This is a genomic window from Candidatus Pseudomonas auctus, assembly GCF_048654275.1.
GTDB classification, from domain to species: domain Bacteria; phylum Pseudomonadota; class Gammaproteobacteria; order Pseudomonadales; family Pseudomonadaceae; genus Aquipseudomonas; species Aquipseudomonas pharyngis.
The window spans coordinates 341,658-356,780 of sequence record NZ_JBJYZK010000004.1; the positions used below are offsets into that span (position 1 = coordinate 341,658).

Sequence of the window (15,123 nt, forward strand, 5' to 3'; positions counted from 1 at the left end):
CAGTTCAGATCCATTAAGTAGGGGTTGCGTCGCATGTGTGGCATCGTCGGTATCGTCGGTAAGTCGAACGTCAATCAGGCGCTGTATGACGCGCTAACCGTGCTCCAGCACCGCGGCCAGGACGCTGCCGGTATCGTGACCAGCCATGATGGCCGGTTGTTCTTGCGCAAGGACAATGGCCTGGTGCGTGACGTGTTTCAACAGCGTCACATGCAGCGCCTGGTCGGCCACATGGGTATCGGCCACGTCCGTTACCCGACTGCCGGCAGCTCGACGTCGGCCGAGGCTCAGCCGTTCTACGTCAACTCGCCGTACGGCATCACCCTGGCGCACAACGGTAACCTGACCAACGTTGAACAGTTGGCCAAAGAGATCTACGAATCCGATCTGCGTCACGTCAACACCAGCTCCGACTCGGAAGTGCTGCTCAACGTGTTCGCTCACGAGCTGGCCCAGCGCGGCAAGCTGCAACCGACCGAAGAAGATGTGTTTGCCGCCGTGACCGACGTGCATAACCGTTGCGTCGGTGGTTACGCCGTTGTGGCGATGGTGACCGGTTACGGCATCGTTGGTTTCCGCGACCCGCACGGCATCCGCCCGATCGTGTTCGGCCAGCGTCACACCGACGAAGGCGTCGAGTACATGATCGCTTCCGAAAGCGTTTCGCTGGACGTGCTCGGTTTCACCCTGATTCGCGACCTGGCGCCGGGCGAAGCGGTCTACATCACTGAAGACGGCAAGCTGCACACCCGTCAGTGTGCGACCAACCCATCCCTGACCCCGTGCATCTTCGAACACGTCTATCTGGCGCGTCCGGATTCGATCATCGACGGCGTGTCGGTCTACAAGGCCCGTCTGCGCATGGGTGAGAAGCTGGCCGAGAAGATCCTGCGCGAGCGTCCAGAGCACGACATCGACGTGGTCATCCCGATTCCGGACACCAGCCGCACTGCCGCGCTGGAGCTGGCCAACCATCTGGGCGTGAAGTTCCGCGAAGGCTTCGTCAAGAACCGTTACATCGGTCGCACCTTCATCATGCCCGGCCAGGCCGCGCGCAAGAAATCGGTACGTCAGAAGCTCAACGCCATCGAGCTGGAATTCCGCGGCAAGAACGTGATGCTGGTCGACGACTCGATCGTACGTGGCACTACCTGCAAGCAGATCATCCAGATGGCCCGCGAAGCCGGCGCGAAAAACGTCTACTTCTGCTCGGCGGCTCCGGCTGTTCGCTTCCCGAACGTGTACGGCATCGACATGCCAAGCGCTCACGAGCTGATCGCGCACAACCGTTCGACCCAGGACGTGGCTGATCTCATCGGTGCTGACTGGCTGATCTATCAGGACCTGCCTGACTTGATCGAAGCGGTCGGCGGCGGCAAGATCAAGATCGAAAACTTCGATTGCGCAGTGTTTGACGGCAAGTACGTCACCGGCGACGTCGACGAGGCTTACCTGAACAAGATCGAACAGGCACGCAACGATGCCTCGAAGGTCAAGACCCAGGCGGTCAGTGCGATCATCGATCTGTACAACAACTGAGTTTCAACCGGCCCTTAGGGGCCGGTTTTGTATCTGGCAAAAGACTTTTATTTATCGAGAACAGGGCAAGGAGTGACAGCATGAGTCAGGAATGGGATGCCGGTCGGCTGGACAGCGACCTCGAAGGCGTAGCGTTCGATACCCTGGCCGTACGTGCCGGTCAGCACCGTACGCCGGAAGGCGAGCACGGTGATCCGATGTTCTTCACTTCCAGCTACGTGTTCCGTACCGCCGCCGATGCGGCTGCGCGGTTTGCCGGGGAAGTGCCGGGCAACGTCTACTCGCGTTACACCAACCCGACCGTTCGCGCCTTCGAAGAGCGCATCGCCGCGCTGGAAAGCGCCGAGCAGGCGGTGGCTACGGCGACGGGCATGGCCGCGATCATGGCAGTGGTGATGAGCCTGTGCAGTGCCGGCGATCATGTGCTGGTGTCGCGCAGCGTGTTCGGTTCGACCATCAGTCTGTTCGAGAAGTACTTCAAGCGTTTTGGCGTGGAAGTCGATTACGTGCCGCTGGCCGATCTGTCGGCCTGGGACGCAGCGATCAAGTCCAACACCAAATTGCTGTTCGTCGAGTCGCCGTCCAATCCGTTGGCTGAGCTGGTGGATATCACCGCGCTGTCGGAAATCGCGCACGCCAAGGGCGCGATGCTGGTAGTCGACAACTGCTTCTGCACGCCTGCCTTGCAGCAGCCGCTGAAGCTGGGCGCAGACATCGTTGTGCATTCGGCCACCAAGTTCATCGATGGCCAGGGCCGTTGCATGGGCGGTGTGGTTGCCGGTCGCAGCGAACAGATGAAAGAAATCGTCGGTTTCCTGCGTACCGCCGGGCCGACCCTGAGCCCGTTCAACGCCTGGATCTTCCTCAAGGGTCTGGAAACCCTGAACCTGCGGATGAAGGCGCACTGCGCCAACGCCCAGCAACTGGCCGAATGGCTGGAGCAGCAGGACGGCATCGAGAAGGTGCATTACGCCGGTCTCAAGAGCCATCCGCAGCACGAGCTGGCTCAGCGTCAGCAGAAAGGCTTCGGCGCGGTGGTGAGCTTTGAGGTAAAGGGCGGAAAAGAGGGCGCCTGGCGCTTCATCGATGCGACCCGTTTGATCTCGATCACCGCCAATCTGGGTGACAGCAAAACCACCATCACCCACCCGAGCACTACGTCCCACGGCCGTCTGGCGCCGCAGGAGCGCGAGGCTGCCGGCATTCGTGACAGCCTGATCCGCATCGCGGTCGGTCTGGAAGACGTGGCTGACTTGCAAGCCGATCTGTCGCGCGGTCTGGCGGCGTTGTGATCGAGTTGTCTACGCCGAAGATCGGCACCCATGGCCGCGTTGCATTGGTCACGGGTGCCGCGCGGGGGATCGGTCTGGGCATCGCAGCGTGGCTGATCAGCGAAGGCTGGCAGGTGGTATTGACCGACCTTGATCGTGTCCGTGGTTCGAAAGTGGCGAAGGTGCTGGGCGAGAACGCCTGGTTCATCGCCATGGACGTCGCGGACGAAAGTCAGGTGGCGTTGGGTGTCGCTGAGGTGTTGGGGCAGTTTGGTCGTCTGGATGCGCTGGTGTGCAACGCTGCCGTGGCCGATCCGCACAACATCACGCTGGAAAGTCTCGATCTGGCTTACTGGAATCGGGTGTTGGCGGTGAACCTCGGTGGGCCGATGTTGCTGGCCAAGCACTGCGCGCCGTATCTGCGTGCGCACAACGGGGCGATCGTCAATCTGGCCTCGACCCGTGCGGCGCAGTCGGAACCTGATACGGAAGCCTATGCGGCGAGCAAGGGCGGTTTGCTGGCGTTGACTCACGCACTGGCGATCAGCCTTGGGCCGGAGATTCGCGTCAATGCGGTCAGTCCGGGCTGGATCGATGCGCGGGATCCATCCGCCCGGCGCGCGGAACCGCTGACCGATACCGATCATGCCCAGCATCCTGCGGGCAGGGTAGGGACGGTCGAGGATGTGGCAGCGATGGTGGCGTGGTTGCTGTCGAAGAATGCAGGGTTTGTGACGGGGCAGGAATTCGTGGTCGATGGCGGCATGACCAAGAAGATGATTTATACGGAATGAAGCAATTTCGTCTTTTTTAGAAAAACTTCAATCCTGCTATTGACTTAGGTTCGCTACCTGCGTAAATTTCGCGGCCTCGGAGATGCAAACGGGTGATTAGCTCAGCTGGGAGAGCGTCTGCCTTACAAGCAGAATGTCGGCGGTTCGATCCCGTCATCACCCACCACTCCCGAGATACTTGCGTAAGCAAGAGCGTAGGCTGAAAGTGCCTGCACCGACGCGCAGCGGTAGTTCAGTCGGTTAGAATACCGGCCTGTCACGCCGGGGGTCGCGGGTTCGAGTCCCGTCCGCTGCGCCATATTTAACGATTCAGACACTGTCTGGTTCGCGATTGAAAAGCACCGAAGCTTTCAGTCAAACGAGTTACTTGAGCGTCAGCTCAAAGCGATACGCAGCGGTAGTTCAGTCGGTTAGAATACCGGCCTGTCACGCCGGGGGTCGCGGGTTCGAGTCCCGTCCGCTGCGCCATATCTGTTTCAAGGACCACTGAACGCCTTGAAACACCGAACGCAACCTCTGGTTGATTCGGAATCGATAGCAAAGACCCTGGTCGAAAGACCGGGGTTTTTTGTGTCTGAAATTTGACCTCTCCCAAATTCCTCCGTTGTAGCCGGCGACGAACCCTGGCCGTGGCTCGTTCGATGCTGCCGGGCAATCTACCTGCGTCTCCAAGTCGCTGCGATGCAATGCCGCATTGATTTTTTGATTCTTTAGTCAATTTTTTGTAACTGGTTGTTTGCTGCGAGCTCAGAAACCTATAAAGTTAACCTTTCGGTCAGCTTTGCACTGTCATCACGCCCTTTGCTTCGTCAAAAAGGGCTTCTGCAAGACTCGAGATTCCCAGTAGATAACCAGAAGGGCGGATCCATAACCGCCCAGAGGATGATCCATGTCCAACCGTGAAATATCCCGGCGCTCGTTCCTTCAGGGCGGGCTGGTGGCGGGTGTGAGCGTTACGCTCACGCCGCTCAGCAGTCAGGCGCTCGGTGCCTTGATGGAAAACAGCGTCACCGTGCCGTCCGAGCAGTGGCTCGGCAACAACGGCAAGGCGCGCCAGCGTAACGATGCCTTGTCCAAGGTCTGCGGCAGCAAAGTGTTTGCCCGCGACATCCGTTCCAAGGACATGCCGGGCTGGCCCCAGCAGCAAGGCCACGCCATGTTGCTGAAAACCATCAAGGCTGACCGTATCTACGAAGGCTATGACCTGTCGTGGCTCGGCGCCGATCTGCAGCCTGATCGTATCGTTACCGCCGCCGACCTGGACAAGGACGGCATCGTGTTCCCGGAAGAGCACGCGCCGGATCCGCTGCTGCCGGAAGGCAAGGTGCCGATGTTCATCGGCCACCCGGTTGCGATCCTGATCTGGAACGACTTCGAGCGTTTCCGCCAGGCCAAGAACAAACTCAAATTCAATGACAAAGCGATTCGTTACGGCGCAAAAGTGCCGTTCTACGAAGGCGATCCCTATGGCAGTTTCCGCTATGTGCGCGTCGGTGGCCCGACGTCGGCAGACGAAGACGAATTCGCTAGCCTCAAGGACTCGATCCTGTTCCCGATGCTGAAGAACCGTCGTCCGGTGTGGAATTCCCAACCGAACCTGCACGGCAACCTGACCGAACGCGGCCTGTTCTATGCCGATCGCATGAAGAAAGAGATCGACACCCCGCCGGACAACTGGCTGGTGTTTGACGAACGTTACAAGACCCCGTCGATCGAACCGGCCGCGATGGAACCGGACAACGGCAACGGCTGGTACGACCCGGCGACCAAGACCCTGCATTTCGTCGTCGCTACCCAATGCCCGCTGGAAACCGCCACCGAGACCGCGAAGATGATCGGGCCGTCGCGTTTCGGCCTGGCCAACCTGAACATGCACCCGGGTTACACCGTCGGTTACGGCTCCAAGGACCACAATATTTTCGTCTACTACGCAGCTTTGGCGGCGTTGTACGGCGCAGGTGTGCCGATTCGCCTGGCCAACGACCGCTACGAGCAGTTCCAGAGCGGCATCAAGCGCCACCCGTTCGACATCCGCTACCAGTTGGCAGTGGACAAGACCGATCACAGCTTCAAGATTTTCCGTGCCGAGATGAGCGTCGACGGTGGCGGCCGGATCAACTACAGCCCGTCGGTAGCGGCCGTTGGCGCTACGGCGGCGCAGTCGATCTACTATATGCCGCAGAACGACCTTCAGGTCACCGCTTACCATTCCCGCGCCGTTGAAGCAGGTTCGATGCGCGGCTACGGCACGCTGCAGAGCATGGCCTCCACCGAGATGATGGTCGACGAAATCGCCGATCGCCTTGGTGTCGATGCCATCGATCTGCGCCGCAAAAATGCGCTGCGCTCGGGGATGAAAAACACCCAGGGCGCGATCCCGGCCGGTGCGTTGCGCCTGCACGAGATTCTCGACAAGGCTTCGCTGCACGAAGTCTGGAAAAACCGCGACGCGATCAAGAAGCAGCGCGAAGCGGCGGATCCGGACAACTGGTATGGCGTGGGTTTCGCCATTTGCCAGAAAGACTTCGGCACCGGTTCCGAAGCACCGATGGCCAGCATCGAGTTCACCGCTGACGGCCGCATTTCCCTGCGTCACATCGGCATCGAGATCGGTACCGGCATGTCCACCTCGCAAGCCTTGGTAGTGGCTGATTTCCTCGGCAGCGCGGCTCACGACGTGAAGACCGGCGAAACCGAGTGGGATGAAATGCAGCTGGTCACCGCCGGCAACCCTTACATCATGAGCCAGGCCGAACAGGACAACTTCCTGCGCAACCCGCGCTGGGTCGGCAAGCTGGCATCGGCCTCGTCCGCGACCAACTCCGCCTACTACTTCAGTCACGCCACCCGTGAAGCGGCGCGCGTGCTGTTTAACCACGGTCTTTGGCCGGCGGCGCTGGAGATCTGGCGTCAGGGTCCGTACGGCGGCCAGGCCAACCCTTACGTGGTGCGTCGCGAAGATGCGCATTGGGTCGACGGCAAACTCACCGCCAACGGCATGCAGCCACTGACCTTCGAAGAGCTGGCCAAGCGTGCGCACGAGCGCGGTCTGGTCACTGGCGCCACGGTTCACGGTTTCAACCGCTGGAGCTGGGCCGAGGCCGAATACAGCATCGATGGCGTGCGCGAGCGTCTGCCGCTCGACGGTCTGGCGGTGAAGTACGGCGACGGCGCCCCGAAAGCGAAAAAGGCGCAGATGACCAGCGCCGGCTTCCATCTGCTGGATCGGCAGAACATCGCCTATCCGGTGGTTCAACTGAACAACGCCGCCGTGACCTACTACAGTCCGGTCGCAACGCTGGTCGAGTTGAAGGTCAACAAAGGTTCGGCGGAAGTCGAAGTGCTCAACCATCACTCGTGGCTGGAGTGCGGCCGGGTGCTGGTCGAAGAACTGGTTCGTGGTCAGCTCGAAGGCGGGATCGCCATGGGCATCGGTCACGCCTTGATGGAAGAGATGCCGCTGTACGAAGGCGGGCCGGGGGAGGGGGACTGGAACTTCAACCGTTATCGCCTGCCGATGGCGCGCCATGTGGCGGTGTGGAAGCAGACGTCGGAAATCCTGCCGCCGCTGTCCCCAAGCGACCCGTCCAAAGGCATCGCCGAAGTGGTGATGATTCCGGTGGTCGGTGCCATCGGTAACGCCGTGGCCCACGCCATCGGTAAACGTGTTCGCGATCTGCCAATCACTGCTGCGCGCATCAAGGAGGCCCTCAATGGCTAACCGTCCGCTTCAACTGACCCTCAACGGTCAATCCGTCGGCCCGGTGGACATCCCTGATGACCTGCCGATGATCGACTACCTGCACGAATACAAGAACCTCACCGGTTCGCGCCTGGGCTGCGGCCAGGGCATCTGCCACGCCTGCGTGGTGATCGTCGACAACCCGGATGGCACCAGCGAAGAAGTGCGCACCTGCATCACCGGCGCGCATTATTTCGAGGGCAAGAAAGTCCGCACCATCGAAGGCCACGCCAAGCGTGACGAGCAAGGCCAGGTCACCGAGCTGAACCCGATCCAGCAGCGGTTCGTCGACGAATTCGCTTTCCAGTGCAGCTACTGCGCACCGGGCTTCGTCAACGCCGCGACCGTGCTGGTGGAGAAGCTGCAGCGCCAGCCAATCGTCAAAAGCAAACTGGAGCAAGTCATCGAGGACAGCCTCGGCCATCACGTCTGCCGTTGCACCGGGTACGTGCGTTACTACAACGCCACCCGCAACGTGCTGACCGATCTCGGCCTGGTCAAGGAGGGTTAAGCATGAAGCAATTACTGACCCGCCTGACCCTGGCGGTCGGGCTGGCTGCGCCTGTGTTGGCGGCGCATGCGGATGAACAGGTCAAGCGCGGTGAATACCTTGCCCGCGCCGCTGACTGCATGGCGTGCCACACGGCGCCCGGCGGCGCGCCGTTTGCCGGCGGCCTGCCGATCGTGTCGCCGTTCGGCACGATCTACGGTACCAACATCACGCCGAGCAAGGAGCACGGCATCGGTCTCTACACCGATGAAGAGTTCTTCGCCGCGCTCACCGAAGGCAAGCGGCGTGACGGCGCCAACCTGTACCCGGCGATGCCGTACACCTCGTATCACTTGATGCCGCGTGCGGATTCGGATGCGATTCACGCGTATCTGAAAACCGTCGAGCCGATCGAGCGCGCCGCGCCGGTGACCAGTCTGAGCTTCCCGTTCAACGTGCGTCCGGGCTTGATTGGCTGGAACATGATGTACGGCAAAGCCTTGAAGCTGGAGCCTGCCGAAGGCAAAAGCGACGCCTGGAAACGCGGCCAGTATATGGTCGAAGTGCTCGGCCATTGCGGCGAATGCCATACGCCACGCGGCCTGCCGGGCGCGATGCAGTTGGATAAGCGCCTGACCGGCGGCATCCTTAACGGCTATCTGGCGCCGAGCCTGCTGGCAACCGACTTGGCGGCACGCGGCTGGAACCATCAGGACCTGAGCACGTTCCTCAAGCACGGCATGAGCGCCCAGGGCACGATGTTCAACGAGATGTTCCCGGTGTTCCACAACAGCACTCAGGGCCTGAATGATCCGGATCTGGCGGCGATGGCGACTTTCCTGCTGGGCGACAAGCCTCCGGCGGCGAAAGAGCTGACCGAAGTGCCGGTGGAAAAACTCAGTGCCAGCGCTCAGCGCGGCCGTCAGGAATACTTGAACGTCTGCGCCGGTTGTCACGCGGCCGGTGGCGAGGGCAAGCCGCACATCGCGGTGGCCATGCGCGGCAACACCACGCTGCGTCTGGACGACCCGCGCAACCTGTTGCGCGTGATCGAGGATGGCATCGGCGAACAGAAATTCGCCGGGTTCGAACACATGCAGCCGATGCCGGGTTTTGCCGACAAGCTCAGTGCCGAACAACTGACCGATCTGCTGAACTACCTGCGTCAGGGTTGGGGTGGTCAGTCGGCCGAGCTGGCGGTTGGTGATGTGCAGAAGCTGCAGGCTGATGCGCCTTCCGTTGAGCACAAGGCGCACTGATCATGCAGCATCTCGATCTGCAAGTGGTTCGACGGGCGTTGGAGTGGTCGACGGCGGGGCAACGCATCTGGCTCTGCACCGTGCTGACCACCTACGGCTCGGCACCTCGCGCGCCAGGTTCGCTGCTGGCGGTGAACGACGGCGGGCAGTGGATCGGGTCGCTGTCCGGTGGTTGCGTCGAGGAAGACTTTCTCGAGCGCGTCGCCGAAGGTGCGTTTCTCGATGCGATCAACGTCGTGCGTTATGGCGAAGGTGACGATCCGCGTTCGCGGGTCAGCCTGCCATGCGGCGGCATTCTCGATGTGCTGGTAGAGAAATTTGACGCCGGCTGCGAGGTGCGGGCGCACCTGCGTGAGCTCGAATCGGCGTTGCTCGGGCAGCGCCGGGTGATTCGCGAAGTCGATCTGACTACTGGTGCGCGTAGCCTGTTTACCGATCACGAGCAGGGCGCGCGAATCGAGCGTGAAATCGACCGGGTACGGATCCGCATCGGGGCTGCTCAGCGCTTGCTGCTGGCGGGGTATTCCAGCGTGGCGCAGGCCTGTGCGGAGTTCGCGGTTGGTCTCGGCTTCGAAGTGATTCTCTGCGATCCGCGCGATGAAGTGCTGGAAGGCGTGGTGCTCAATGGCGTGGAGATCCGCCGGCAATTGCCGTCGGTGTTCATCGCCGATGGCGGTTGTCACCGTGATACGGCGGTGGTGGCGTTGACCCACGATCCGCGCATCGACGATCTGGCGATGATGGAAGCTGTGCGCACCGAGGCGTTTTACATCGGCGTGATGGGTTCGTTGCAGACTTCACAAAAGCGCTTCGAGCGTTTGCGCCGGATTGGCGGGCTGGGGGAGAGCGAGCTGGCGCGAATTCATGCGCCGATCGGCCTCAACCTGGGCAGCAAGACGCCGGCGGAAATTGCTCTGGCGGTGCTCGCGGATATCCTGCGGATTCGCAGCGGGATTGCGCGGGATCAGTTGTGATTGGAGCTGGATGTAAAAGGGGCCGCTTTTCAGCGGCCCCTTTTTTTGCGCATCAGAAACCGAGCTTGTCGCGCAGTCCGTAGTACCACGCGCCCAATGCGGCAAGCGGTGTGCGCAGCAGTTGCCCGCCGGGGAAAGGGTAGTGCGGCAGATCAGCAAAGGCATCGAAACGCTCGGCTTGTCCGCGCAGTGCCTCGGCCAATACCTTGCCGGCCAGGTGCGTGTAGGTCACGCCGTGGCCACTACAGCCCTGGGAGTAATAGATGTTGTCGCCCAGGCGTCCGACCTGAGGCAGGCGCGACAGGGTCAGCAGGAAATTGCCGGTCCAGGCGTAGTCGATCTTCACGTCCTTGAGCTGCGGGAAGGCCTTGAGCATTTTCGGGCGGATGATCGCTTCGATGTTTGCCGGATCCCGCGCGCCATACACCACACCGCCGCCGAAGATCAGGCGCTTGTCGCCGGTAAGGCGGTAGTAGTCGAGCAGGTAATTGCAGTCTTCGACGCAGTAGTCCTGCGGCAGCAGGGATTTCGCCAGATCATCGCCCAGTGGTGCGGTGGTGATGACCTGAGTGCCGCACGGCATCGATTTGGCCGCCAGCTCCGGCACCAGATTGCCGAGGTAGGCGTTGCCGGCGACGATGATGAATTTGGCTCTGACCTTGCCTTGCGGTGTATGTACGACCGGGTTGGCACCGCGTTCGATGCGCACGGCCGGCGACTGTTCGTAAATGGTGCCGCCCAGGGATTCAACGGCAGCGGCTTCACCAAGGGCCAGGTTGAGCGGGTGGATGTGGCCGCCGCTCATGTCGAGCATGCCGCCGACGTATTGATCGCAAGCCACCACTTCGCGAATGCGGCGTTGATCGAGCAGTTCCAATTGGGTATGACCGAAGCGTTCCCACAAGCGTTTCTGCGATTCCAGGTGGCCCATCTGCTTGGCGGTGAGGGCGGCGAATACGCCGCCGTCCTTGAGGTCGCACTGGATGTTGTATTTGCTGACACGCTCACGAATGATCCGGCCGCCTTCGAAGGCCATCTGCCCGAGCAGTTGCGCCTGTTTCGGGCCGACGCTGCGTTCGATCACGTCAATGTCACGGCTGTAGCTGTTGACGATTTGCCCGCCATTGCGCCCCGAGGCGCCGAAGCCGATCTTGGCGGCTTCCAGCACGGTCACGCGAAAACCGTTCTCCAGCAGGAATAGCGCCGAGGAAAGTCCCGTATAACCAGCGCCGATCACACAGACATCCGTCTCCACGTCATCCTGCAGGGCAGGACGTGGTGGTGCGGCGTTGGCCGATGCCGCGTAGTAAGACTCTGGGTAAGGGGTGTTCGCCATCCTGCAGCCTCTGTTTAATATATTTTACGAGTGCAGCGATCCTACCCCAGTTGAAAAACCTCCGCCAGCCACCGGGAAATCTTCTTGCGGCGGGTCGAAATTAAATATTTTGCATATTCATAGGGTTAGGTGAAAAAAAGGTGTTGACACCCCTCCGGAATTCCGTAGAATGCCGCCTCACAGCAGGCACGTAGCTCAGTTGGTTAGAGCACCACCTTGACATGGTGGGGGTCGTTGGTTCGAGTCCAATCGCGCCTACCAAACAAAATCCGCTCTGCTGGGCGGTCTGGAAGGGCTCACCGAAAGGTGGGCCCTTTTTTGTTGTCTGCGATTTTCAGAACCTTTGCAAATTTCCGTTTGGTCGACCGCAGCTACACTTCGGCACATTTGCAGGGGTGTATTCATGAGTCGCCAATTCAGGCGCGCCAGTTCAGGCGATATCGAAAGCCTGTTGAAGATTGATCCTGTCGCTGAAACAGATAGCCGCCGTCGAGCGTGCATCGCGAGGGCTGTTGGGGCGCAGGAGTGCTGGGTTGCCTGCGAGACTGACAATCCTGGCGTTCTTCTCGGCTACGGCTGTTTGGATCGAAGTTTTTTCGGTGAGTGGTTCATATCCCTCGTGGTCGTCTCCAGTGCGAGCAGGCGTTCCGGCGTGGGTCGGCAAATCGTGAGTGGTCTGGAGCATCACGCTGTTGCAGGCAAGATCTTCACGTCGACCAATACGTCCAACTTGCCGATGCGGCAGCTGCTGACAAATCTTGGATATCAGCATAGCGGAACGGTGCAGAACCTTGACCCGGGGGATCCCGAACTCATTTTTGTAAAATTCTTGAGCCATGCGCGTATTGACTGCGATGGATTTTGATCCATTCGTCGCCGACTTTCGTGAGCGACCTTTTAAATAGTGTGGATATTTAATGGGTTACGGATTTTATTAACCATTTGGTTATCAAAAATACGTTGTTACAAGACGAATAAATCAGTAATATCCGCCCCGCGTTCACCACCACGGTTTATGCATTTTTAAATCCCAAGCTTCCATCAGCTGCTTGGGATTTTTTTTGCCCGCGATTTGCCTTTCCCGCGCCTCTGCCAGTCTCTCGTCTCGCCCGCTTCCGTTTTTCCGGGAGGGGTGACAGGCAAGTCCTCATTTTTTCGACTACTACTGTCAGGCTGATTTCGCCTCTGCCGGACAGGAGTTCATCAATGCTGGTTCACTGGTTTCTTGCAGCGATTCATCTATTGGCATTTGCCATGGGCTTCTGGGCGGTGTTGACGCGTGGGACGGCCTTCAGTCGCCTGGCGTCCGGCTCGGGTGAGGTCGGGCGCGTATTGCTTGCCGACAATGTCTGGGGGCTCTCGGCGCTGGTGCTGCTCATCTCCGGCGGCATGCGCGCCTTTGCCGGTTATGAGAAGGGAACCGACTACTACCTGCATCAGCCGCTGTTCCATCTGAAGATGACGTTGTTTGTGCTGATTCTGCTTCTGGAACTGGTGCCGATGATCACCCTGATCAAGTGGCGCATGGCCAAGGCACGCGGTGCTGTCCCTGACACAGGACGTGCGAAGGTATTCGCGCGGATCAGTCATGCTGAAGCGCTTCTATTGATATTGATGGTCGTGGCGGCCACGGGAATGGCGCGTGGCGTTACATTCGGCTAGGCCGGCGCGATTCCCATTCGCTATTCGGAAATATCCGACAGCCAACCCTTTGAATGACAGTTAGTATCGGTCGCGAGAAGGGTGAGGCGGGAAGGGGCGTGGCACGCGCCGTCACCAGGGAGGTGGGGGAATGGCAATACGGCGCTTGAATCTTTAGCCAGTCATTGCGCGCAGGCAAACGAACTGGCTACTGACTGCGGTAGGGCTCAGGGCGTTTGTGGCTTGTCCGGAGCGGTCAGGCCAGCCTGGATCCGCTGATAGATTTCTTCCCGGTGCACTGCAACGTTCTTCGGAGCATTGATGCCGATTCGAACTTGCTGGCCGCTGACGCCGAGAATGGTAATCGTGATGTCATCACCAATGTTTATGCTTTCACCGACTTTGCGGGTGAGTATCAGCATGGTCTTCTCCTTGATTGCTTTGTAGGGCACCTGATTCAGACAGTGCAGAGGTCGGTGGTACGTATAGATTAGTGCGAAGTCTTAAAGTCTGGGTGCCTCTTTCTGACGCGCAGCAGCGGCATTAATTCCCAGCGCGTAACTATACAGGGGCTGTCAGCATCAATCTCGTCCTTTTGTGCCCATTTTGCGGGGCTCCGAAAGTATTCTCGAATGTTAAGATCGCCGCTTTGAAAAATCAGAGGGAAGCGTTGTGCGCAAATTGGTCTGGGTAGTCGCGGCACTGGCATTGGCAGGATGTGGCGAAGGCAAGAGTGTGGATGCGCAAAAAGCGAAACCGGCGGTGGTAGCGGCGCCTGTTGCGGTGGGGCCGCAGTGGGATCTGGAAGTGCGCGGTGAAACTCCCCAAGCCGTAAGCGACCTCAGCGGCTGGCTGATCGAGCATGCCTTTGTGGCCAGCGTCATCAAGGACGCCAGCGGCAAGACCCGGATCCTGCTTGGCCCTTTCAATTCGAAGGCTGACGCCGAGGCACGGCAGGCGGATGTGAACGCCGCGCTGATCAAGGCGAAGAAGCAGAACATCGAAACACTGGTGATCGAGCGCACGGTCGCTCAATAAGCGATCCATTCGGCGGAGCTGACTAAAGGGTGTCCCCCGTGATTCGTTTTTAAAGCAATCACTGAAGATACCCAGAAGGAGCTCCGCATGGCCTCCGCCAATCCTTACAAGTTGTTCGACGTTGTTTTGCGTCACAAGCATCAACTGAGCCCGCATTTGATGCGGATCACCCTCGCAAGCTCGGCGGTCACCGAGATGGCTGCGTGGGCGCCGGATCAGCGAGTGAAGCTGTTTTTCCCTGCAGCAGATGGCTCACCCGCCAGGCTTTCTCAGGGGGAGGGGTGGTACGCCCGTTTCCGCTCGATGCTGGTTGATCGTCGCCCGGCGATGCGCACCTACACCATCCGCCACTTGCGTGCCGAAGCAGGCGAAGTGGATATCGATTTCGTACTGCACGGCGAGACCGGTCCTGCCTCCCGTTGGGCCTTGCGAGCACAGCCTGGCGAGTCGATGCAGATTCTCGCCCCCGACAGCCGATTCACGGCACAAGAGGCGGGGGGATTTGAATGGAAACCTCCGCAAACGCTCAAGCAACTTCTGCTGGTCGCCGATTCCACAGCGTTGCCGGCCGCCATGGGGATTCTGGAAGAACTGGCGACACTGGCTGAACCGCCGCAGACCCAGGCGTTTTTTGAGGTCGACAGTCGTGAAGACATGTTGGCGGTTCCTGACTGGCCCGGGCTTTCGGTGCAATGGCTGATCCGCGATCAGGCAGCTGCCGGTACGTTGATGGTGGAAGCCGTGCGGCAGGCGACGTTGCCTGTTGATGCATCGGCGGTTGGGCAGGCGGTCGAGCTGGCGGATGTCGACATCGAAGAAGAGATTCTTTGGGAGATCGCCGAAACGGCCAGCGAGGGATTCTATGGCTGGATCGCTGGAGAATCCGCCGCTGTCATGAGTCTGCGCAAATACCTGATCAAGGAGCGTGGCATACCTCGCGAATCACTCAATCTGATGGGCTACTGGCGCTACAACAAGTCCGGCGGTTGAGCACAAAAAAGGCCTTGAGTTTGTCGCTCAAGGCCTTTTCTTTTGATCA

At 59.9% G+C, this 15,123-nt stretch carries 13 protein-coding genes and 4 tRNA genes; 15 read left to right on the top strand and 2 right to left on the bottom strand.

The genetic code is table 11. The annotated features are described in order from the left end of the window. Positions 1-33: 33 nt before the first annotated feature. The 10 genes from purF (at position 34) to ACKUG4_RS10520 (ending at position 10,069) form a co-directional block, all read left to right on the top strand. Positions 34-1,539, top strand: a complete 1,506-nt coding sequence (purF, locus tag ACKUG4_RS10475) for an amidophosphoribosyltransferase (RefSeq protein WP_007956466.1) — start codon at positions 34-36, stop codon at positions 1,537-1,539. A gap of 80 nt (positions 1,540-1,619) precedes the next feature. Beyond that, positions 1,620-2,831, top strand: a complete 1,212-nt coding sequence (locus tag ACKUG4_RS10480; protein WP_064594841.1) for an O-succinylhomoserine sulfhydrylase — start codon at positions 1,620-1,622, stop codon at positions 2,829-2,831. After that, entirely contained in the window at positions 2,828-3,604 is a 777-nt protein-coding gene (locus ACKUG4_RS10485; protein ID WP_041475192.1) for an SDR family oxidoreductase, read from the top strand. The genes ACKUG4_RS10480 and ACKUG4_RS10485 overlap by 4 nt, the downstream gene beginning before the upstream one ends. A 90-nt stretch (positions 3,605-3,694) precedes the next feature. After that, a tRNA-Val gene (locus tag ACKUG4_RS10490) sits at positions 3,695-3,770 on the top strand. A gap of 55 nt (positions 3,771-3,825) precedes the next feature. Beyond that, a tRNA-Asp gene (locus ACKUG4_RS10495) sits at positions 3,826-3,902 on the top strand. Between the two features lie 93 nt (positions 3,903-3,995). Next, positions 3,996-4,072: transfer RNA gene (locus ACKUG4_RS10500), tRNA-Asp, on the top strand. 421 nt (positions 4,073-4,493) lie between these two features. Continuing rightward, positions 4,494-7,325: a xanthine dehydrogenase family protein molybdopterin-binding subunit gene (locus tag ACKUG4_RS10505; protein ID WP_445433945.1), complete on the top strand. Its 2,832-nt coding sequence runs from the start codon at positions 4,494-4,496 to the stop codon at positions 7,323-7,325. Further along, positions 7,318-7,857, top strand: coding sequence for a (2Fe-2S)-binding protein (locus tag ACKUG4_RS10510; RefSeq protein WP_007956473.1), 540 nt, complete (start codon positions 7,318-7,320; stop codon positions 7,855-7,857). Before ACKUG4_RS10505 ends, ACKUG4_RS10510 begins: the two co-directional genes overlap by 8 nt. Before the next feature lie 2 nt (positions 7,858-7,859). After that, positions 7,860-9,095: a c-type cytochrome gene (locus ACKUG4_RS10515; protein WP_445433946.1), complete on the top strand. Its 1,236-nt coding sequence runs from the start codon at positions 7,860-7,862 to the stop codon at positions 9,093-9,095. A 2-nt stretch (positions 9,096-9,097) separates the two neighbouring features. Beyond that, positions 9,098-10,069, top strand: a complete 972-nt coding sequence (locus tag ACKUG4_RS10520; protein ID WP_445433947.1) for an XdhC family protein — start codon at positions 9,098-9,100, stop codon at positions 10,067-10,069. 52 nt (positions 10,070-10,121) lie between these two features. Here ACKUG4_RS10520 and ACKUG4_RS10525 read toward each other — a convergent pair whose 3' ends face one another. Beyond that, positions 10,122-11,405, bottom strand: coding sequence for an NAD(P)/FAD-dependent oxidoreductase (locus tag ACKUG4_RS10525; RefSeq protein WP_445433948.1), 1,284 nt, complete (start codon positions 11,403-11,405; stop codon positions 10,122-10,124). Positions 11,406-11,589: 184 nt separating this feature from the next. Here ACKUG4_RS10525 and ACKUG4_RS10530 point away from each other — a divergent pair. From ACKUG4_RS10530 to ACKUG4_RS10540, 3 genes are all read left to right on the top strand, one after another. Next, positions 11,590-11,666, top strand: a tRNA-Val gene (locus ACKUG4_RS10530). Positions 11,667-11,808: 142 nt separating this feature from the next. Next, positions 11,809-12,270, top strand: a complete 462-nt coding sequence (locus ACKUG4_RS10535) for a GNAT family N-acetyltransferase (protein WP_445433949.1) — start codon at positions 11,809-11,811, stop codon at positions 12,268-12,270. Between the two features lie 341 nt (positions 12,271-12,611). Further along, entirely contained in the window at positions 12,612-13,067 is a 456-nt protein-coding gene (locus tag ACKUG4_RS10540; RefSeq protein WP_445433950.1) for a DUF2214 family protein, read from the top strand. Positions 13,068-13,273: 206 nt separating this feature from the next. Here the strand turns inward: ACKUG4_RS10540 and csrA are convergent, their stop codons facing one another. Beyond that, entirely contained in the window at positions 13,274-13,468 is a 195-nt protein-coding gene (gene csrA / locus ACKUG4_RS10545) for a carbon storage regulator CsrA (protein ID WP_003179932.1), read from the bottom strand. A gap of 250 nt (positions 13,469-13,718) precedes the next feature. On the opposite strand from csrA, the gene ACKUG4_RS10550 reads away from it, so the two are divergent. Next, on the top strand, positions 13,719-14,084 hold the full coding sequence (locus tag ACKUG4_RS10550; protein ID WP_085612801.1) for an SPOR domain-containing protein: 366 nt from the start codon (positions 13,719-13,721) through the stop codon (positions 14,082-14,084). Between the two features lie 87 nt (positions 14,085-14,171). Beyond that, positions 14,172-15,074 carry a siderophore-interacting protein gene (locus ACKUG4_RS10555; RefSeq protein ID WP_445433951.1) on the top strand — a complete coding sequence of 301 codons (903 nt, stop codon included), beginning with the start codon at positions 14,172-14,174 and terminating at the stop codon, positions 15,072-15,074. The last annotated feature ends 49 nt before the right edge of the window (positions 15,075-15,123 follow it).